General features: G+C 72.8%; 19 protein-coding genes. 1 reads left to right on the top strand and 18 read right to left on the bottom strand.

The window, feature by feature from the left end; all coding sequences use genetic code 11:
• Positions 1-35: 35 nt before the first annotated feature.
• Positions 36-887 carry a MerR family transcriptional regulator gene (locus tag MANAM107_RS11695; protein ID WP_223908716.1) on the bottom strand — a complete coding sequence of 284 codons (852 nt, stop codon included), beginning with the start codon at positions 885-887 and terminating at the stop codon, positions 36-38.
• A gap of 131 nt (positions 888-1018) precedes the next feature.
• On the opposite strand from MANAM107_RS11695, the gene MANAM107_RS11690 reads away from it, so the two are divergent.
• Positions 1019-1771 (top strand): hypothetical protein, encoded by a 753-nt coding sequence (locus MANAM107_RS11690; protein WP_223908708.1) that lies wholly within the window; start codon positions 1019-1021, stop codon positions 1769-1771.
• Here the strand turns inward: MANAM107_RS11690 and MANAM107_RS11685 are convergent.
• The 17 genes from MANAM107_RS11685 to pgsA all read right to left on the bottom strand — a co-directional run bounded on the left by MANAM107_RS11685 (position 1697) and on the right by pgsA (position 19059).
• Complete coding sequence (locus tag MANAM107_RS11685; protein ID WP_223908705.1) at positions 1697-4027, bottom strand: RelA/SpoT family protein; 2331 nt, start codon at positions 4025-4027, stop codon at positions 1697-1699. The two genes, MANAM107_RS11690 and MANAM107_RS11685, sit on opposite strands and share 75 nt — an antisense overlap.
• A gap of 101 nt (positions 4028-4128) precedes the next feature.
• Positions 4129-4692: an adenine phosphoribosyltransferase gene (locus tag MANAM107_RS11680; protein WP_223908702.1), complete on the bottom strand. Its 564-nt coding sequence runs from the start codon at positions 4690-4692 to the stop codon at positions 4129-4131.
• Positions 4689-5792, bottom strand: a complete 1104-nt coding sequence (secF, locus tag MANAM107_RS11675) for a protein translocase subunit SecF (RefSeq protein WP_223908691.1) — start codon at positions 5790-5792, stop codon at positions 4689-4691. The genes MANAM107_RS11680 and secF overlap by 4 nt, the downstream gene beginning before the upstream one ends.
• Positions 5789-7876, bottom strand: coding sequence for a protein translocase subunit SecD (secD, locus tag MANAM107_RS11670; RefSeq protein ID WP_223913156.1), 2088 nt, complete (start codon positions 7874-7876; stop codon positions 5789-5791). The genes secF and secD overlap by 4 nt, the downstream gene beginning before the upstream one ends.
• A 141-nt stretch (positions 7877-8017) precedes the next feature.
• Positions 8018-8434: a preprotein translocase subunit YajC gene (locus MANAM107_RS11665; RefSeq protein WP_223908689.1), complete on the bottom strand. Its 417-nt coding sequence runs from the start codon at positions 8432-8434 to the stop codon at positions 8018-8020.
• Between the two features lie 145 nt (positions 8435-8579).
• Positions 8580-9602, bottom strand: a complete 1023-nt coding sequence (gene ruvB / locus MANAM107_RS11660) for a Holliday junction branch migration DNA helicase RuvB (RefSeq protein WP_223908683.1) — start codon at positions 9600-9602, stop codon at positions 8580-8582.
• Positions 9595-10230: a Holliday junction branch migration protein RuvA gene (gene ruvA / locus MANAM107_RS11655; protein WP_223908674.1), complete on the bottom strand. Its 636-nt coding sequence runs from the start codon at positions 10228-10230 to the stop codon at positions 9595-9597. Before ruvA ends, ruvB begins: the two co-directional genes overlap by 8 nt.
• Positions 10231-10294: 64 nt before the next feature.
• Positions 10295-10945: a crossover junction endodeoxyribonuclease RuvC gene (gene ruvC, locus MANAM107_RS11650; protein WP_223913152.1), complete on the bottom strand. Its 651-nt coding sequence runs from the start codon at positions 10943-10945 to the stop codon at positions 10295-10297.
• 25 nt (positions 10946-10970) lie between these two features.
• Complete coding sequence (locus MANAM107_RS11645) at positions 10971-11735, bottom strand: YebC/PmpR family DNA-binding transcriptional regulator (protein ID WP_179899349.1); 765 nt, start codon at positions 11733-11735, stop codon at positions 10971-10973.
• 71 nt (positions 11736-11806) lie between these two features.
• Positions 11807-12514, bottom strand: coding sequence for a pyridoxal 5'-phosphate synthase glutaminase subunit PdxT (gene pdxT, locus MANAM107_RS11640; protein ID WP_308443661.1), 708 nt, complete (start codon positions 12512-12514; stop codon positions 11807-11809).
• A gap of 44 nt (positions 12515-12558) precedes the next feature.
• Positions 12559-13281, bottom strand: a complete 723-nt coding sequence (locus MANAM107_RS11635; RefSeq protein WP_223908672.1) for an NUDIX hydrolase — start codon at positions 13279-13281, stop codon at positions 12559-12561.
• Positions 13278-14183 carry a pyridoxal 5'-phosphate synthase lyase subunit PdxS gene (gene pdxS / locus MANAM107_RS11630; RefSeq protein ID WP_223908665.1) on the bottom strand — a complete coding sequence of 302 codons (906 nt, stop codon included), beginning with the start codon at positions 14181-14183 and terminating at the stop codon, positions 13278-13280. The genes MANAM107_RS11635 and pdxS overlap by 4 nt, the downstream gene beginning before the upstream one ends.
• Before the next feature lie 77 nt (positions 14184-14260).
• Entirely contained in the window at positions 14261-15523 is a 1263-nt protein-coding gene (locus MANAM107_RS11625; RefSeq protein ID WP_223908663.1) for a PrsW family intramembrane metalloprotease, read from the bottom strand.
• On the bottom strand, positions 15520-16176 hold the full coding sequence (locus MANAM107_RS11620) for a hypothetical protein (protein WP_223908659.1): 657 nt from the start codon (positions 16174-16176) through the stop codon (positions 15520-15522). The genes MANAM107_RS11625 and MANAM107_RS11620 overlap by 4 nt, the downstream gene beginning before the upstream one ends.
• Complete coding sequence (locus MANAM107_RS11615; protein WP_223908656.1) at positions 16176-17360, bottom strand: glycosyltransferase family 4 protein; 1185 nt, start codon at positions 17358-17360, stop codon at positions 16176-16178. The genes MANAM107_RS11620 and MANAM107_RS11615 overlap by 1 nt, the downstream gene beginning before the upstream one ends.
• Entirely contained in the window at positions 17357-18424 is a 1068-nt protein-coding gene (locus MANAM107_RS11610) for a phosphatidylinositol mannoside acyltransferase (RefSeq protein WP_223908653.1), read from the bottom strand. The genes MANAM107_RS11615 and MANAM107_RS11610 overlap by 4 nt, the downstream gene beginning before the upstream one ends.
• The gene (gene pgsA, locus MANAM107_RS11605; protein WP_179899354.1) at positions 18421-19059 is read right to left on the bottom strand and encodes a phosphatidylinositol phosphate synthase; all 639 of its coding nucleotides are present in this window, start codon (positions 19057-19059) and stop codon (positions 18421-18423) included. The genes MANAM107_RS11610 and pgsA overlap by 4 nt, the downstream gene beginning before the upstream one ends.
• Between the last annotated feature and the right edge of the window lie 10 nt (positions 19060-19069).

Below are 19069 nucleotides of genomic sequence, written 5' to 3'. Positions count from 1 at the left end.
GAGGGCCGGGGTACGAGATCGAGGGGGCTGGCGGCTCAGCCCCACTGGGCGGCCGCGGGATCCACCCCCTGGGCGAGGGCGTTGGCGTCGATGATCTCCTTGAGCCAGGCCGCCAGGCCCTCGGCGCGCCGATCGTAGTGCCGGGCGAAGCGCTCATCGCCCACATATCCGCGGGCGATGATCACCTGCTTGGCCACGGTGACCTCGAACCAGCGATTGAGCTCGGCGCGGTGGCGCTCGGCCAGCGCATTGGCCTGTGCGCTTCCCGGGGTGACGCCCCGGACGAAGGCCTCGGCCAGGCCCGCCTCCAGGCTCTCTGTGGCCTCATGGGCCTCCATCCAGTCGGCCTTGGACATGCGCGCCTGGCGGCGGGCCGACTCGGCCCAGTCCTCGGTCTCGCCCCAGCGCTGCTCGGCCTCCTCGGCGTAGGCCGGATCCCAGTCGTCTCCCCAGATCTCCGCCTGCTCCTGGACGGTCAGTGCCATCCCGGTGTCCTCACGCTCCATCATGGCCTCCATCATGGTGTCCACGGCGCGGACCATCCGCGCCAGCCGTGCGATGCGCTCCTCCAGCAGCTCGCGCTGGCGAGCCAGGTGGGCTCGGGCATCCATCCCGGTCTCGTCGAGGGCCTCCTTGACCCGGGCCAGGGGCATCCCCGTGGCCCGGTAGACCAGGGCCCGCTGGAGACGGGAGACGTCGTCCTGGGAGTAGAGGCGGTAGCCCGACAGGCTGCGCCCCGAGGGCTTGACCAGGCCGATGGCGTCCCAGTGGTGCAGGGTGCGCACACTGATCCCCAGCAGGCCGGCGGCCGCACCCACGGTCATGCCCGCGCTGTCCTCCCAGGCGCCGGCGCCGCCGTCCTGAGGGCGGTGGTTGTCGTCCTTCATGAGCAGAGCATCTCGCACCCCTCCACCCTCGCGCCTGACGCTGCGTGAGGGTCAAGCAGGCCGCCCCGAGCGGTTTTCCACAGGCCTCCTGCTCGCGCTGCGCCCTGGAGCGGCCGGGCGCACCATGGGGCATGGCCTCCTCACCCGCGTCCCCGCCGGCTCCCCCTGCCCCGCCGCCGCCCGCGAGCCCCCCGGCGCGCCGTGGACGGCTGGGGGTCCAGGCCCTCTGCGTCCCCGGTCATGCCGCCCTGGCCCACCTGGAGCCCGAGCCCCTGGTCCCCATCCTGGAGGCGCCTGAGGACGACGAGCTGCGCCTGCTGCGCTGCCCCGGCCTCGATGAGCGGATCCTCGTGCCCGTCCTGAGCCGCCTCTACCCCGTCGACACGCTGCGCACCCCGGCCGGGCGCGTGGCGGCCCTGGCGCCCTTCCTGCTCACCGACTGCATCCTGCTGGGCGCCAATGCCCTGTGGGTGCACGCCGGCGGCCCGCCGCCGCGCAGCCTGGTGGTCAGCGTCGATGAGAAGGACCGGGCCCGGTGGAGGAGGCACCAGATCCACCGCGCCCACCTGCCGCGCATGGATATCGTCACGGTGGCGGGCCAGCGCTGCGCCACTCTGGCCCGGGCCGCCGTCGATGTCGCGCGCACCGCCCCCGCCGGCGAGGCCGTGGCGGCCATCGCGATGGCCCGGGGCGCGGGAGTCAGCCGGGTCGCCCTGTTCCTGGCACTGACCCACTGCCGGGGCGGGGCCGCCGCGGGGCGCCCGCGCGCCGCCGGGATCATCGAGTCCCTGCTGCCGGCCTCGCAGGAATCAGCCGCCGATCCGCCTCGTGGAGGACAGGGTGCGGCGGGCATCGAAGACGCCGTCGATGCGGCGCAGGGCTGAGAGCATGTGGTCGAGGTGCCCGGCCTCGGCCAGTTCGACGACGAAGCGGCCCTTGGCCACCCGGTCCCTGCTGGTGGCGATGTTGGCGCTGACGAGGTTGACATGCGCATCGGCCAGGGCCCGGGTGATGTCGGCCAGGAGCCCGCCGCGGTCCAGCGCCTCGACCTCGAGCTGGACCAGGTAGGCGGAGTGGGCCTGCTGGGCCCAGCTGACCCCCACGATCCGCTCGGGCTCGCGCTCGAGCTGCTCGACGTTCTGGCAGTCGGCGCGGTGCACCGAGACGCCCGAGCCGCGAGTGATGAAGCCGACGATCGGATCCCCGGGCATCGGGGTGCAGCAGCGGGCGAGCTTGACGTAGACGTCCCCCTCATCCATGCCGGCCACCACCACCCCGGCATCGGCCGTGCGGGGGCGCCGGTGCGCTGCCGCGCGGGTGGGCAGTACGCCCTCGGCCAGGGTCTCCTCGGCGCCGGCCTCCCCGCCCATGGCTGAGACCAGGGTGTCCACGACGTGCTGGGCGGAGATGTGCCCCTCGCCCACCGCGGCGTAGAGGCCTTCGATGTCCCCCTTGTCCAGGGTCTTGGCCACGTCCATGAGCGAGTCGTGGTTCATCAGCCGCTGGATGGGCAGGTTCTGCTTGCGCATCGCCCGGGCGATGGCGCCCTTGCCCTCCTCGATGGCCTCCTCGCGCCGCTCCTTGGAGAACCAGGAGCGGATCTTGTTGCGGGCGCGGGTCGAGCCCACGAAGCTCAGCCAGTCCCTGGAGGGCCCGGCGTTGACGGCCTTGGAGGTGAAGACCTCCACGGTGTCGCCGTTCTCCAGGCGCGTGTCCAGGGGCACCAGGCGGCCGTTGACCCGGGCGCCCACGGTGCGGTGGCCGACCTCGGTGTGCACCGAGTAGGCGAAGTCCACGGGTGTGGCTCCTGAGGGCAGAGAGCGCACATCCCCCTTGGGGGTGAAGACGTAGACCTGGGTGCCGGCCATCTCGTAGCGCAGCGCCTCCAGGAACTCGGCCGGGTCCTGGGTCTCCTTCTGCCAGTCCAGGAGCTGGCGCAGCCAGCCCATCTCGCCTTGGTCGCCGTCCCCGGGCGGGCCGCTCCTGGGGCTGGGGCCCGAGGCGTTGGGATTCTCCTTGTACTTCCAGTGGGCGGCCACGCCGTACTCCGCCATGCGGTGCATCTCGTGGGTGCGGATCTGAATCTCCACGGGGTTGCCGCCCGGGCCCACCACCGTGGTGTGCAGGGACTGGTAGAGGTTGAACTTGGGCACCGCGATGTAGTCCTTGAAGCGGCCGCTCATCGGCGTCCAGCGCGAGTGCAGCGCGCCCAGGACGGCGTAGCAGTCCTGGATGGAGTCCACGATGACCCGCACCGCCACCAGGTCGTAGATGTCGTCGAAGTCCTTGCCCCGCACGATCATCTTCTGGTAGATCGAGTAGTAGTGCTTGGGGCGCCCGGTGACCACGCCCTTGATCCTGTTGACCCGCAGGTCCTCCTCGATCTGGAGGCGCACCTGGCGCAGGTACTCCTCACGGGCCGGGGCCCGCTCGGCCACCATGTGCTCGATCTCCTCGTAGACCCCCGGGTAGAGGGCCTTGAAGGAGCGGTCCTCCAGCTCCCACTTGATGGTGTTCATGCCCAGCCGGTGTGCCAGGGGGGCGTAGATCTCCAGGGTCTCCTTGGCCTTGCGGGCGGCGCTCTCGGCCGAGACGTACTTCCAGGTCCGGGCGTTGTGGAGGCGGTCGCCCAGCTTGATGACCAGCACCCGGATGTCCCGGGACATGGCGATGATCATCTTGCGCACCGTCTCGGCCTGGGCGGCGTCACCGTACTGGAGCTTGTCGAGCTTGGTGACGCCGTCCACGAGCAGGGCGATCTCGTCGCCGAAGTCGGCACGCAGGCGCTCGAGGCTGTAGTCGGTGTCCTCCACCGTGTCGTGCAGGACGGCCGCCGCCAGGGTCTGGGGGGTCATCCCCAGCTCGGCGAGGATGGTGGCCACGGCCACGGGGTGGGTGATGTAGGGCTCCCCGGATTTGCGGCGCTGGCCCGAGTGGGCCTTCTCCGCCACCTCGTAGGCGCGCACGATGAGGCTGGTGTCGGCCTTGGGGTGGTTGGCCCGCACCGCGCGCAGGAGCGGCTCGATGGCCGCCGGGGTGGCGTGCCCGCGGGCGCCGAACCAGGCCAGACGGCTGCGCACGCGGGAGCCGGGAACAACACTGTCTCCCGCCGCGACCGGCTCGCTCTTAGTATCCGTCATTGCCGCATCATATCCGCGCTGGGGCGCTGGCCGCTCACTGGGCGGCTGGTGGCGGCCGTGTCCGGGTGGTCGCTCCGGTCGTGGTGGCGGGGCGCGTGGGCCTAGAAGATGACCACCGAGTCGACCTCGCGGCCCTCCAGCCTGGCGCGTCCTCCCAGGTCGCGCAGCTCCAGGAGCATGCAGATCGCCTCGACCCGGGCGCCGGCCTGCTCGATGAGGCTGATGGAGGCCGCGGCGGTGCCGCCGGTGGCCAGGACGTCGTCGATGACCAGGACGCGCGAGCCGGGCTGGACGGTCTCGGGGCGCAGCTCCATGCGGGCGCTGCCGTACTCCAGGTCGTAGTCCACGCCGATGACCGGGCCGGGCAGCTTGCCGCTCTTGCGCACGGTGAGCATGCCGATGCCCAGGCGCACGGCCAGCGGGGCGGCCAAGATGAAGCCGCGCGACTCCAGGCCGGCGACGGCGTCGATGCGGCCCCGGTAGTGGTCGGCCAGGCCGTCGACGAGCGAGACGAAGGCCGGGCCGTTGGCCAGCAGGGGGGTGATGTCCCGGAAGAGCACCCCGGGCTCGGGGAAGTCAGGGATCTCCCGCAGGTTGTCCAGGACCAGGCGGGTGAGGTCCTCGCAGATCGTCTCGCTGTGGCCGGCCGTGGTCGCTGATGTCATGAGCGCTTCCTCTTCCTCTTGGGCTGGGCGGTCACGCCCAGGTGGTGTCCTGGTACCAGGGGGGATGCGGCCGGTGCGGCGGCCAGGGCCTCCAGGGCCTCCTCGTCGTCGCCGGCCTCCTCCACGCGCTGGCGGCGGGCCTTGGCCACGCGCTCGGCCTGCTCGGTGATCGTCTTCTCGCGCGAGCGCAGGTCCACCAGCAGCGGGGTGGCCAGGAGCACGGAGGACAGGGTGCCGGCGATCATGCCGATGAACATGGTCAGGGCGATGTCGCGCAGGGTCCCGGCGCCCAGGAGGAAGGCGCCGACCACCAGCAGCGAGGCCACCGGCAGGACGCCGACCACGGAGGTGTTGATGGAGCGCACGAGCGTCTGGTTGATGGCGAGGTTGGCCAGCTCGGCGTAGGTCGAGCGGCTCTGGGACTCGAATCCCTCGGTGTTCTCGCGGACCTTGTCGAAGACCACGACGGTGTCGTACAGGGAGTAGCCCAGGATGGTGAGCACGCCGATGATGGTGGCCGGGGTGACCTCGAATCCGGACAGGGCGTAGATGCCCACGGTGATGACGATGTCATGGCACAGGGCCAGCAGGGCGGCCACCGCCATCTTCCAGGTGCGGAAGTAGGCCCAGATGAGCACGCCCACGAGGGCCAGGAAGATCGCCAGGCCCCGCACCGCCTTGGCGGTGACGTCGGCCGACCAGGTGGGGCCCACGGTCGTGGCGGTGATGGCCTCGGGCTGGACCGAGTAGGCCTCGGCCAGGTCGGTCGACAGGGCGTCGAGCCGGGGCTTGTCCAGGGCCCTGGTCTGCACCCGCACCCCGGAGGTGCCCATGGTGGTCACCGAGGCGCCGGTGTGCAGGTCCGAGGCCTCCAGGACCTTGTTGGCCGGGCCCACCGACGGCGAGCTCAGACCGGTGACGGAGACCTCGGAGCCGCCCTTGAAGTCGATGCCGGGGTTGAGGCCCACCGTGCCCAGGAGCAGCGCGCAGGCCGCGACGATGAGCAGGGCGATGGAGTACCACAGCCTCCGCTTGCCGATGAAGGGGATGGAGGTCCGCCCGGCGTAGAGGTCGTTGCCGATGGAGGCGAGGGAGGTCACTTGGCCTCACCGTCCTTTCCACTGGTGGTCGATGAGGCGGCGGCCTCGCCGTCGCGGGCGGCCCTGCGCTTGGCCGCCTTGCGCCGCGCCAGGGAGGTGGTCAGGCCCTCGGCCAGGGCCTCGCGGGCCCTGCCGTAGGTGGATCCGGAGGTGGCGCCCAGGTGCTCGGGGTCCATGCCGGAGAGGCGGTGGCCCTCGGAGTAGAAGCGGAAGCGCTGGAGCCACTCCATGAAGGGGTGGGTGAAGAGCACGACGACGGCCAGGTCCACCACGGTGGTCACCCCCAGGGTGAAGGCGAAGCCCTGCACGCCGCCGACCGCGAGGAAGTACAGGACGACGGCCGCCACGATGTTGACGATGTCGGAGACGATGATGGTGCGCCGGGCGTGCGTCCAGCCCTCGTCGATGGCGGCGCGCAGGGTGCGCCCGTGGCGGACCTCGTCGCGGATCCTCTCGAAGTAGATGATGAAGGAGTCCACGGTGATGCCGATGGCCACGATGAGCCCGGCCACGCCTGCCAGGGAGAGGCGGTAGCCCATGGCCCAGCTCAGCAGGGCGATGGTCAGGTAGGTGATGGCCGCGGCCACGATGAGGGAGGTGACGGCCACCAGCGCCAGGCCGCGGTACTGCCAGATGAGGTAGATGATGATGAGCAGGAAGCCGATGAGGCCGGCGATGAGGCCGTTGCGCAGCTGCTCGGTGCCCAGGGTCGCCGAGATCTGCTGCTCGGACTGGACGGTGAAGTTCAGCGGCAGGGATCCGAAGGACAGCTGGTTGGCCAGCGTGTTGGCGCTGGCCTGGTCGAACTGGCCGCTGATCTGGACCCGGCCGTCGGTGATCGCCGAGGTCACCTCGGGGTTGAAGCCCGAGGCCATGATGGTCAGGCCGTCCAGGACGATGGCGAACTGGGCCTTGGCGGCACTGTTGGCATCAGGGGCGCCTCCGCTCATGGCGGCGGTGGTGGCCTGATCGCGATAGGCCAGGAGCCGGCCCGACAGGTCGGCGAACTTCGTGGTGCCCTCGGAGTTGAACTCCAGGTTGACCACCCAGTTGTTGGTGGTCCCGCCCTGCGCGGTGGTCTCCAGGCCGGAGACCGCGTTGGACAGCTCGGTTCCCGAGATGTCGGCCGGGCCGAGGATGTAGGCGCCGGGCCCGCCTTCACGGGGGCAGGAGATGACGGCCACCGAGGGGTCCTGGGACTGCCCGGTGAGGTTGGCCGGGTCGCTGCAGTCGGTCATGTAGGCGTCGTAGATGAGCTGCTCGGTCAGCCACTGGTCGGAGGAGTTGTCCTGGGAGGTGGCCGGCAGCGGGTCGGAGGAGATGGTCCCATCGCCGTTGACGTCGGCGGCCTGGGTCGCGATCTGCTCCCGGTCGACGCCGGACCCGGGCGTGGCGCCCTCGGCAGGGGCGGTGGGGGCTGCCGGGGCGGGGCTCTCGCCGCCCTCCTGGGGGGCGGCCTGATCGGCGGTGGCCTGCGACTCGGGGTCGGCCTGGGGGTCCTCGGCCCGCCCCTCGCCCGGCTCCTGGGGCTCGGTGGTGGCGATGTCGACGGCGCGCGCCCCGCCCTCGGGCACGAAGACGGCCGGGTCGGCGCTGGCACCGGCGCCCGGATCGGGCAGCTCCGGATCGGCGGGGGCCGCTGACTCCTCCGGCTCCTCGGAAGCAGCGCCCTGGCCCGGGTCGGCGCCCGGGTCGGCCTGAGGGGCGATCTGGGCCTGCTGGAGGGCGCTGGCGGGGTCGACGATGCGCAGCACGGGGCGGAAGTACATGACCGCCGAGGTGCGGATGAGCTCCAGGGTGGTCTCGCTGGGCCTGCCGGGCAGGGAGACGACGATGTTCTGCCCGCCCTGCCGGGAGATCTGTGCCTCGGCGACGCCGGAGGCGTCCACGCGCTGGCGGATGACATCGATGGCCTGGTCCATGTCCGCATCGGTGATGGCCGAGCCGTCGGTGGTGGTGGGGGTCAGGATGATCTGCGTGCCGCCCTCCAGGTCGAGGGCCAGGCCTGGGACCATGGAGGTGCGGTGGGTGACGGTGCCCGCCACCAGTGCCCCCAGGCCGATGGCCATGATGAGGAGGAGCATCACGAGGCGACGCCCCGGGCGCATGCGCTTTGTTGTGCTGGACACGTGGTCCCTTCCTGAGGTGGTACGAGCGCTCTGGGCGAGAAGGCTCGAAACGTTCGGCTTGCGCCCCGGCCATCGAGCCCGGGGCAGGTGAGGCGCTCAGGCCTTGTCAGCGGTCTCCTCAGCCGCATCCTCGTCGTCGGCCTCCGGCTCCTGGGTGCCCTCAAGCTCGGAAGCCTCAGACTCGGCGGTCTCAGACTCTGCGGTCTCAGACTCGGCGGTCTCGGACCGGGCCTGCGATGCCGAGGCGAAGGGGGGATCCTCGGCCCCGACAATGGCGCGCTTGTCCCACAGGGTCTCATCGCCCAGGGGCGTGGCCAGGGTGACGACGTCGCCGTCGACCTCCACAACAGTGCCGTAGAAGCCGGAGGTGGTGCGCACCCAGGTGCCGGGGACCATGGCCTCCTCCGTGCGGCGGGCCTGCTCCTGCGCCATCCTCCTCTGCTGCTTGCGGGCGAAGAAGGACATCAACCACATCCCTCCGAGCACGACAATCAGCAAGATGGGCAGTTCCATGGGGGCGTCTCCGTTTCACATCGGTGGCGGTGGCCGGCACGGGCCGACGGTGGCGAGTCTAGGGCACGGGTGCTGGGCGGGGTCCAGCCCCTGGCGAGGAGTCGGGCACAAGACGGTCTCGAAGCAGCCGTGGCACCGGCCGCCCTCAGGAGAACAGCGTGCCCTCCGGGGGCGCGGGCAGTCCCAGGTGCTCGTAGGCCGAGACGGTGGCCGAGCGCCCGCGCGGGGTGCGCACGACCAGGCCCTCGCGCACGAGGAAGGGCTCGGCCACGGTCTCGACGGTCTCGGGCTCCTCCCCCACGCTGACCGCCAGTGTCGTCAGCCCCACCGGTCCCCCGCCGAAGCGCGTGCACAGGGCCAGCAGGACCTGCCGGTCGAGCCGGTCCAGGCCCAGGGCGTCGACCTCGAAGACCTCCAGGGCGGCGCGGGCGGCCTCCAGGTCCAGGCGCCCGGGGCTGCCGTGGACCTCGGCCCAGTCCTGGACGCGGCGCAGGAGCCGGTTGGCGATCCGGGGCGTGCCGCGCGAGCGGCTGGCCAGCTCGGCGGCCGCCCCCTCCTCGAGCGCCACCCCCAACAGGCCCGCGCTGCGCCTGAGGATGCGCGTGAGATCGGCGGGCCCGTAGAAGTCGAGGTGCCCGGTGAAGCCGAAGCGGTCGCGCAGGGGGGCGGGCAGCAGCCCGGCGCGGGTGGTGGCCCCCACCACGGTGAAGGGCGGCAGGGACAGGGGGATGGAGGTGGCCCCCGGGCCCTTGCCCACCACGATGTCGACCCGGTAGTCCTCCATGGCCAGGTAGAGCATCTCCTCCGCGGTGCGGGCCAGGCGGTGGATCTCATCGATAAAGAGCACATCGCCCTCCTCCAGGGAGGACAGGATCGCGGCCAGGTCGCCGGCGTGCTGGATGGCGGGCCCGGAGGTCAGGCGCAGGGAGCCGTCGAGCTCGGCGGCGATGATCATCGCCAGCGTCGTCTTGCCCAGCCCGGGCGGCCCCGAGAGCAGGACGTGATCGGCGCTGACGCCGCGGGCCAGGGCCGAGCGCAGGACCACGGAGAGCTGGCCGCGCACGACCTCCTGTCCGGTGAAGTCCTCCAGCCGCTTGGGCCGCAGGGCCGCCTCGGCGGCGGTCTCGCCCTCGATCGCCCCGGCGCCGACGACGCGCTGGTCATCCACGGCGGGCGCTCCCCAGCCACCGCAGTGAGGCGCGCAGCAGCGCCGCCGTATCCGCCGCGTCATCCACCGCGCTGTCGGCCGCCACGGCGGTGACCGCCTGGCGGGCGCTGGACTCGTTCCAGCCCAGCTGGGTCAGGGCGGCGACGACGTCGGGGTGGGGCTCGTCCCGGGCGGGAGCCTGCGCCTGGGGTCCGGCCGCCGAGCTCGGGGCGGGCTGCGAGCCGAGAGCGGGGCCGAGCCGGCCGGCCAGGTCGATGAGGATCCGCTGGGCGCCCTTGGGCCCCAGGCCCGGCACGCGCTTGAGGGCGGCCACATCCTCCTGCGCCACCGCGCGGCGCAGCGCGTCGGGGGTGTGGACGGCCAGCATGGCCAGGGCGAGCTTGGCGCCCACGCCCTTGGCGCTCATGAGGGTGGTGAAGACGTCACGCTCGTCGGCCTCGGCGAAGCCGAAGAGGGTCAGGGAGTCCTCCCGGACGATGAGCTCGGTGTGGAGGAAGGCCTCCTGGCCCACGCGCAGGCGGGACAGGGTGGTGGGGGTGGCCTGGACGCTGATCCCCACGCCGCCGGTCTCGATGACGGCGCTGGTGAGGCTGATGTCCAGAACAGTGCCGCGCAGTGAGGCGATCATGCGGGTGGCATCTCCTGGCTGAGACGGATTCGAACGGTTGTTCGGAGCCTAGCAGGCGCGGGCCTCAGCGCCGCGCACGGCGGGGGTCGACCGCGCCGGTGCGTCGCGCGGCCGCCTGGGCCGCCGCCCACTGGCGCTGGGCCGGGGTGCGGGCCGAGGCGCGCACCGCTCCGCCTGCGGAGACCATCTCGGCGGCGTCGTCGCTGCCCGTGCCCCCGCCCCTCCAGCCGTGGCAGATGGCCTGGGCCAGGGCGTCGGCGGCGTCCGCGGGCCGGGGCGGGGCCTCCAGGCCCAGGATGCGGGTGACCATGGCCTGGACCTGGGCCTTGTCGGCGATACCGGAGCCGGTGACGGCGGCCTTGGCCTCACTGGGCGTGTGCTGGGCCACCTCCAGGCCGGCGCGGGCGCCGGCGGTCATCGCCACCCCGATGACCTGGGCCACGGAGATGACCGAGCGCAGATTGTCCTGGGCGAAGACCCGCTCGATGGACACCACGGTGGGTCCGAGCCTGGCGATCCAGTCCTCGATGGCCTCGGCGATGGTCAGCAGGCGCAGCTCGGGGCTCTGGGAGGGCGGCGTGCGCACCACGCCGACCTCGACCAGCCGCACCTGGCGGCGCGCGTCGATATCCACGCATCCCAGCCCGCAACGGGTCAGTCCCGGATCGATGCCGAGGATCCGCTGCTGGGCGATGAGTGCGTGCCTGGAGCGCATGGGGCCGGTGGCGGGCACGGGAGGATCAGTCCTCGTGGGCGTCGAGCTCGGCCGCGACCTGGGGGGAGATGTCCACGGAGGTGAAGACGTTCTGGACGTCGTCGGAGTCCTCCAGGGCATCGATGAGGCGGAAGACCTTGCGGGCGCCGTCGGCGTCGACCTCCACCCTGGTGGCGGCCACGAACTGGACCTCGGCGGAGTTGTAGTCCATCCCGGCCTCGGTCAGGGCGGTGCGCACGGCGACGATGTCGCCCGGCTCGGAGTAGATCTCGAAGGCCTCGCCCATGTCCTCGACCTCCTCGGCGCCGGCGTCCAGGACGGCCATGAGGATGGAGTCCTCGTCGACGCCCTCGGCCTTGGCCACCTCGACCACGCCCTTGCGCGAGAAGTTGTAGGCCACCGAGCCGGGGTCGGCCAGGTTGCCGCCGTTGCGGGAGAAGGCCACGCGCACATCGGAGGCGGCGCGGTTGCGGTTATCGGTGAGGCACTCCACGAGGAAGGCCACTCCCCCGGGCCCGTAGCCCTCGTACATGATGGTCTGCCAGTCGGCGCCGCCGGCCTCCTCGCCGCTGCCGCGCTTGACGGCGCGGGTGATGTTGTCGGCCGGGACCGAGTTCTTCTTGGCCTTCTGGATGGCGTCGAAGAGGGTCGGGTTGCCGGTGGGGTCCCCACCGCCGGTGCGGGCGGCCACCTCGATGTTCTTGATGAGGCGGGCGAAGAGCTTGCCGCGCTTGGCGTCGATGGCAGCCTTCTTGTGCTTGGTGGTGGCCCACTTGGAGTGACCCGACATGTGCTCTCCTTGCGTATGTGCGATGAGTGCTGGTCAGCTGGTCCGCCCCGGCAGTCGCCGCAGCGCGGCGCTCATCGGTCGCACGCCGCCTCGCCGACCATCCCGACGAAGATGTCATGGACCCGGTGGTCCCCGCCGACCTCCGGGTGGAAGGCGGTGGCGAGCATCCGGCCCTGACGAACCGCCACGATCCTACCGCCTGAACCTGGAGCGTCATCCCCCGCCCGCCCCGCGCGGGTCGTGGCGAGGATCTCGACGCCGGGACCGACCTCCTCCACCCAGGGGGCCCGGATGAACACCGCCCGCAGGGGGTGGCCCTCGTCGGCCCCCAGGGCCGGTGCCACCAGGTCCTCCTCATAGGAGTCCACCTGGCGCCCGAAGGCGTTGCGCCGCACGGTCATGCGGATGCCTCCCAGGAAGGCCTGCCCCTCCTCGGCACCCTCGACCCGGTCCGCCAGCATGATCATGCCGGCGCAGGAGCCGTAGGCGGGCAGGCCCGCGGCGATGAGGCCGCGCAGCGGCCGGAGCATCCCGAAGGCGCTCAGCAGCGTGCTCATCGTCGTGGACTCCCCTCCGGGGATGATGATCCCGTCGAGGCGCTCCCCCGGCGCCGAGCCCAGGTCCCGGGCGCTGCGCACGCCCACCGCGCGGGCGCCGGCGGCCTCCAGGGCCAGGCTGTGCTCGCGCACATCCCCCTGGAGGGCCAGGACGCCGACGGTCGGCCGCCCATCGAGCCGGGAGGGCGCGGGGAAGAGCGCCCGGGGGGTGCGCCCGCCCAGTGTCGAGGGCCGCACGCCCCGGTCCTGCCGCCGATCGCCGGTGCTCACGCCTCATCCCCTCCCGTCATCGCTCCATCGCGGACTGATCGTGATCTCATCGCCGTCTCTTCGTGCCCGCCTGCCAGGCCGGCCAGGTCCCGGGCGTCCACGGGGTCGGTGAGGTCCCGGGGCCGCCCGTCCCAGCCGCCGGCGGCCAGCTCGGCCACCAGCCCGGGCAGGGCCACGGGGTAGATCTCCCGGCCCTGCCGCCTGGCCTGCTCCAGGTCCGCCGCGCCCCACCAGCGCATGGAGTCCACGGCCTCGCGCTCCAGCGCGGTCCACCCCGCCGCATCCAGGTCCGTGGTCGCCGGCAGTCGCAGCAGGAAGAGGCTCTCGTGCTGGCGGCACACCACCCGGGCGAAGCGGAAGACGGCGTCGCGCTGGGCGATGGGGCCCTCCAAGTCACCGGGCTCGACCCGCAGCCCGGTCTCCTCGGCCAGCTCGCGCACCGCCCCGGCGGCCGCCTCCTCCCCGGGCCGCAGCCCGCCGCCGGGTGTGAAGATCCAGCGGTGCTCGGGGTCGGCGACGTCGTGCCCCTCCATGAGGAGCACCTGGCCCTGGGCGGTCAGGGCCAGCACCCGCGCGGCGCGGCGGAAGGGCAGGCCGTCGGGGCCCAGACGCCACTCGGCGGGGTCGAGGATCTCGGCCCAGTCCTCGGGGACGGCGGGGTGGCGCCGGTGGCCCGGTCCCGGGGGCCGGGCCTGCCGGGCGGCGCGCGGGCGGCTCACCAGCCGCGCTCGGCCAGGCGGTGGGGGGCCGGGACGTCCTCGACGTTGATGCCCACCATGGCCTCGCCCAGGCCGCGCGAGACCTCCGCGATGACCGCGGGGTCATCGAACTGGGCGGTGGCGCGCACGATGGCGGCGGCCCGCTTGGCCGGATCCCCGGACTTGAAGATGCCCGAGCCCACGAAGACGCCCTCGGCGCCCATCTGCATCATCATGGCGGCGTCGGCGGGGGTGGCGATCCCCCCGGCGGTGAAGAGCACGACGGGCAGGTGCCCGGTGGCGGCCACCTCGGCGACCAGGGGGTAGGGGGCGCCCAGCTCCTTGGCAGCCACGTAGAGCTCGTCGTCCGGCAGGGAGGTCAGCCGGCGGATCTCATCGCGGATGGTGCGCATGTGGGTGACGGCATTGGACACATCCCCCGTGCCGGCCTCGCCCTTCGAGCGGATCATGGCCGCGCCCTCGGTGATGCGCCGCAGGGCCTCGCCCAGGTTGGTGGCCCCGCACACGAAGGGAACGGTGAAGGCCTGCTTGTCGATGTGGTGGGTGTAGTCCGCCGGGGTGAGGACCTCGGACTCATCGATGTAGTCCACTCCCAGGGACTGGAGCACCTGGGCCTCGACGAAGTGGCCGATGCGGGCCTTGGCCATCACCGGGATGGAAACCGCATCGATGATGCCGCTGATGAGGTCGGGGTCGGACATGCGGGCCACCCCGCCCTGGGAGCGGATGTCGGCGGGGACGCGCTCCAGGGCCATGACGGCCACGGCCCCCGCGTCCTGGGCGATGCGGGCCTGCTCCGGGGTGACCACGTCCATGATGACGCCGCCCTTGAGCATGTCGGCCATGCCGCGCTTGATGGTGGGGGTTCCGGTAGTCGCATTCGTCGTGCTCATCGTGCTCATCATGGTCCTCGCGATGGGTGCCTGTGGAAGAGGGCCCTGGGGGCCGGCGGGCCGTGCCGATGCTACACGCTGGGCGCTCAGGCCTGTCCCAGGAAGACCCTGCGGGAGTGGGTGATGCTCTCCAGGGCCCGGCGCTCCTCGGCGGCGAAGTCGCCTCCGGCGTGTCCGTCCACCGCCTGCTGGCGCAGCTGGGCCAGCGCGGCGGCGCCCTTCTGGAAGTCGGCCATGGCCCTGGCGGCCGCCGGGCCGCGGGCGGTGGCCCAGCGCCGCCCCTGGGCGCGCCCCGCCCCGGTGGTGAGCATGGCGACCTCCCCGGGGGAGAACCAGCCGGCCCGGGAGTAGTCGGCCAGGCGCCTGCGCATGTTCATGCGCTCCGCCCAGCGCAGCCAGATGATCATGCCGACGCAGGAGATGAAGAAGGGGATCCCCACAAGGAAGTAGTACTGGGGGGCGGCGGCGATGACACCGTTCCAGAAGGCGTGCAGGACGATGGCGCACACCAGGCCGATGGGGGTGCACCACAGCCAGGCGGCCCGGGATCGCCGTCGGGCCGAGAACCCGATGGCGGCCCCGGTGAAGGCGGTGAAGATCACATGGGTGAAGGGCGAGAAGACGCCCCGCAGGATGAAGACCTCCACGATGAGGTCGTAGTACCTCACGAAGTACAGGATGTTCTCCGCGAAGGCGAAGCCCCCGGCCACCACCGCGGCGTAGACGATGCCGTCGACCGCGCCGTTGAAGGTGCGCCGCCAGATGAGGAAGACCACCAGGACGCCCAGGCCCTTGGTGAGCTCCTCGATGATGGGCGCCGAGACCACGGCGGAGACGAGCATCGCCCCCTCCAGGTCATAGCTGGACTCGGCCACCAGAACGGTGGTGGTGGTGTTGACCACCAGGGAGATGACGGTGGAGAAGCCCGCCCCCCACAGGAAGGCCAGGAGCATCATGCCCCAGGGCTCGCGCTCCCACCGGTCGATCCAGAACACGACCAGCAGCACGATGCCCAGGGGGATGAGGGCCAGCAGGGTGGCCAGGGCCACCTGGGACATGTCCGAGGCCGAGGCGGAGACCACCACCAGGACGACCACCAGGCCCAGGGCGCACAGCACCGCCAGGATGGTGCTGACGATCCGGCGCCATCCTCCTGAGCTCCCGGTACCCGAGGCGCTCCACGGCGGGGGACCGGAGGGGCTCATCGGGGGGTAGGGCCCCAGGCCCTGGGGCGGGGCCGCCGCACTGTGCGGGGCCCCCGAGGCCGTGGTGGACAGCTGGGGCAGCCTGGCCCGCTGATATCCGGGGCGCGGCGCCCAGGGGCCCTGGCCGGGGGTCGGTGTGCTCATCGCTGTGGGTCTCCTGATGCTCCGTCCTCCGGGAGCCGCGGGGACTCGGGGAAGGGACGGGTCTCGTCGTCAGCCTCGAAGGTCGCCGGCATGGGGGCGTGCCCGGCCAGGTGGAACAGCCTGACCGTGGCCTTGGCGCGCAGGGCACGGGCCTGGCTGACATGCGTGTTGTGGAAGCGCCGCGCCAGCACCAGGCGGTAACTGGCCCGGTCCAGGCGCGCCAGGGCCGAGGCGGCCCCGGGGCCGGCCAGGGCGGCACGGGTGGGCTCATCCAGGACGGTGCGCAGGACCCGGCTGAGGTCGGACTCCACGACACTGCGCTCGCGCATGCCGGGCCGGGGCGCGTCGAGCCGGGGGGCGGGGTCCAGTCCGTCGGAGACGATGGGGCCCTCGGCCTCCAGGGCGTCGTGGGCGGCCCGGCTCAGCAGGAGGGCCGAGGCCGGGTCCAGGGCGCCGCAGTCGGCCAGCTCGGCGGCCGCCTGGGCCCGGTGCAGGAGCTGGGCCTCCAGGGTGGCGCGGGCCCCCAGGACCTGGCGGTGGAGGCGGTCCACGCGCACGGCCCGGGCGTACAGCGCCCAGCCGCACACCAGCAGGGCGATGAGGAGCACGACGGCGCCGCTCCAGGTGCCCAGGATCTCGGGCGTCACAGGCATCATCCGTCCTCCCAGGCGTCGCGCAGGCGGGCCACCATGGTCCTGGTCCCGGGGGCCAGGGTCACGCGGGTGTGGCTGGCCGACAGCGCCATGTCGTAGACGTCGAGGATCTCGTCGGTCACGGCCGACCAGTCGTAGCGGCCCACCCTCGCCGAGGCTGCCCGGCAGCGGGCACGGGCCCCCTCATCGTCGGTGAGGGTCTCGATGATGACGCGGGCCAGGTCGGCGCTGTCCTCGTTGCGGAACAGGGCGCCGTAGGCCCCCTGCCCCAGGACGTCGGAGAAGGCCGTGATGTCCGAGGCGATGACGCGGGTGCCGGCGGCCATGGCCTCGACCAGGACGATGCCGAAGGACTCCCCGCCGGTCTGGGGGGCGACGTAGCAGGTGGCCGAGGCCAGCATGGCGGCCTTGTCCTCGTCGCTGACGCCCCCCAGGAAGACCACGGAGTCCCCCAGGTGCGCCAGGGCGGCGCGGGTCTCCTGGGCCTGGCCGCGCCCGGCGATGAGGAAGCGTGCGCCCGGCAGCGCCTCCAGGACGGCGGGGATCGCGGCGGCCAGCACCTGCAGTCCCTTGCGGGGCTCGTCCAGGCGCCCCAGGAAGGAGACGGTGGGGGCCTGGGCCGTGCCCTGGAAGCGCGGGTCGTCCTTGGGCGCGGACAGGAAGGGCCCGGTGCTCACGCCGTTGGGGATGACCACGGCGTCGCCGCCGTGGTACTGGATGAGGGTGCGCCTGGCCTCCTCGGAGACGGCGATGCGCCCGGAGAGCTTCTCCATGAGCGGGACCGCGGCCAGGGAGAGCAGCTCCCTGGCCAGGGAGCGATCCATGGCGGCGTGGAAGGTGCCCACGATGGGGCCGCTGGCGGCCTGCAGGGCCAGGACGCCGACGCTGGGGGTGATGGGCTCGTGGATGTGGAGCAGGTCGAAGTCGCCCTCCTCCAGCCACCGCCGGGCGCGCCGGGCCACAACCGCCCCGAAGTTGAGACGCGCGATGGAGCCGTTGTAGGGGATGGCGATGGAGTCCCCGGCGCTGGTGACCCAGTCGGGCAGCTCGGTGTCCTGGCCCGCCGGGGCCAGGACCCGCACCTCGTGCCCGCGCCTGCGCAGCTCGGCGGCCAGGTCCATCACATGCACCTGGACGCCGCCGTGGGCGTCGAAGGAGTAGGGGCAGACGATTCCGATCCTCATGGGGCCTCCTGGGTCATCCCGGCGCTCTGCGCGGGGGCCGGGGTCGCCGTCCCGCCGGCCTCGCGGGCGCGCCCGCGGGCCAGGCGCTCGGGGTCGAGGTCGGCCTCGAAGACGGGCTGGAGCATGTGCCAGTCCACGGCGTGGTCGATGAGGAGCGGTTCCAGGGCCGCCACCCAGGCGCGGGTGGCCTGCACGACCTGCTCGCGCCTGTCCTGGGCCGCGGGCGGCTCCTGGCAGGAGCCGCCCGCGGCCCACGGCACCGGGACCCGGCGCACGGTGAGCACCAGTCCCCAGGCGCCCCCGGCCCGGCGTCGGCGCTGGCCGGTGAGCCGCTCGTAGTGGATGGCGGCGACGTACAGGGGCAGGTCGAGCCGCTGGGCGATGGCGGCGGGACCGGCGGCCACATAGGCGGGGTGCCCGGCGATGCCGGTGCGCACCCCGCTGGAGGACAGGTCGCGGTCGGCCAGCAGGGCGATGGCGTAGCGGCCCTCCTGGGCGGCGGCCACGAGGGGCTCGAAGACCTTCTCGCCGCGGGCCTGGCCCAGGATCCTCATCCCCAGGCCCTGGCGGAAGGCGGTGAACTGCTCGAACAGGTCGGGGGGCTCCAGGCGCTCGGCCACTGTCAGCACCGGGGCGAGCTCCCGGCAGGCCCAGGCCCCGGCCAGGTCCCAGTTGCCCATATGGGGCAGGGCCAGCACGACGCTGGAGCACTGGAGATCCTGGCGGATCCGGGGGTCGAGGTCCTGACGGACCCGCGCCCGGAGCTGCTCCCCACTGATGCCGGGCAGGGCGAAGGCCTCATAGAAGTAGCGCATGTAGGAGCGCATTCCCGCCCGGCTCGCCCGGCTCAGGGTGCGCCGGGAGCCGCCCTCGGGCAGGAGGCGGGCCAGGTTGCGCTCGAGCTGGCCCACTCCCCCGGCCCGGCCGACCCCGGACCGCAGTCGGTGCAGCGCCCAGGCCACGTCGGCGCCGGCGTGGAAGAGGGCGTAGCCCAGGGACGGGGGCAGGTGCCGCACGCCGCGCCAGGCCAGGCGGTAGAGCGTCTCGACAGGGATCGGGCTCACGGATGCTCCTCCCCCGGGGCCCCGCCCATCTGCCGGGCCACGGCGCTCACGCGCTGGATGACGGTGATCAAGGAGGCCAGGGCCACCCAGCCCAGGCCCAGGGTCAGCACCCACGGGGGCGCCCCCAGCCCGACGGCCAGGCAGGCCCCCAGGGCCACCAGGAGCCGGTCGGTGCGCTCAGCGATGCCCATCGAGGCGGTGGCTCCCACGGCCTCCGCGCGGGCCCGGGCGTAGGGCACCGCGGCGGCCAGCACGATGACGGCCAGAGAGACCACCACAGTCGCGGTGCGCAGGGCGCCCGCCTCCAGGCGCAGCGCGGCCCAGGCGGCCAGGGAGGCGAAGACGGCGCCGTCGGCCAGGCGGTCCATGGTGGAGTCCAGGAAGGCCCCGAACTGCGAGGAGGTGCCGGTGGCTCGCGCCAGGACGCCGTCGAAGGAGTCGGCGGCCAGTACCGCGACCAGCAGGAGGGGGCCGGCCACGAAGCTGCCGCGGGGCAGGAAGGCCACGGCCACACCCACGCTCAGGACGGTGCCGCACACCGTCAGGGTGTTGGGCTTCACGCCGGTCCTGGCCAGGGCCAGGGCCAGGGGGGTGAGCACGGTGGTGGTCAGGCCTCGTCCGTGGGTGCCGAGCATCTTGTCCTCA

The organism is Actinomyces capricornis (assembly GCF_019974135.1).
Taxonomy (GTDB): Bacteria; Actinomycetota; Actinomycetes; order Actinomycetales; family Actinomycetaceae; genus Actinomyces; species Actinomyces capricornis.
Note: the sequence above shows the minus strand (reverse complement) of the source record. Positions and strands in the feature narration are given on the sequence as shown.

Coding starts and splice junctions, on each gene's coding strand:
- MANAM107_RS11625 (WP_223908663.1), bottom strand. CDS start 15,523: ATGAGCACACCGACCCCCGGCCAGGGCCCCTGGGCGCCGCGCCCCGGA.
- MANAM107_RS11645 (WP_179899349.1), bottom strand. CDS start 11,735: ATGTCGGGTCACTCCAAGTGGGCCACCACCAAGCACAAGAAGGCTGCC.
- MANAM107_RS11665 (WP_223908689.1), bottom strand. CDS start 8,434: ATGGAACTGCCCATCTTGCTGATTGTCGTGCTCGGAGGGATGTGGTTG.
- ruvA (WP_223908674.1), bottom strand. CDS start 10,230: ATGATCGCCTCACTGCGCGGCACTGTTCTGGACATCAGCCTCACCAGC.
- MANAM107_RS11615 (WP_223908656.1), bottom strand. CDS start 17,360: ATGAGGATCGGAATCGTCTGCCCCTACTCCTTCGACGCCCACGGCGGC.
- ruvC (WP_223913152.1), bottom strand. CDS start 10,945: ATGCGCTCCAGGCACGCACTCATCGCCCAGCAGCGGATCCTCGGCATC.
- secD (WP_223913156.1), bottom strand. CDS start 7,876: ATGCTCCTCCTCATCATGGCCATCGGCCTGGGGGCACTGGTGGCGGGC.
- MANAM107_RS11620 (WP_223908659.1), bottom strand. CDS start 16,176: ATGCCTGTGACGCCCGAGATCCTGGGCACCTGGAGCGGCGCCGTCGTG.
- pgsA (WP_179899354.1), bottom strand. CDS start 19,059: ATGCTCGGCACCCACGGACGAGGCCTGACCACCACCGTGCTCACCCCC.
- MANAM107_RS11685 (WP_223908705.1), bottom strand. CDS start 4,027: ATGACGGATACTAAGAGCGAGCCGGTCGCGGCGGGAGACAGTGTTGTT.
- pdxS (WP_223908665.1), bottom strand. CDS start 14,183: ATGAGCACGATGAGCACGACGAATGCGACTACCGGAACCCCCACCATC.
- MANAM107_RS11695 (WP_223908716.1), bottom strand. CDS start 887: ATGAAGGACGACAACCACCGCCCTCAGGACGGCGGCGCCGGCGCCTGG.
- MANAM107_RS11690 (WP_223908708.1), top strand. CDS start 1,019: ATGGCCTCCTCACCCGCGTCCCCGCCGGCTCCCCCTGCCCCGCCGCCG.
- MANAM107_RS11680 (WP_223908702.1), bottom strand. CDS start 4,692: ATGACATCAGCGACCACGGCCGGCCACAGCGAGACGATCTGCGAGGAC.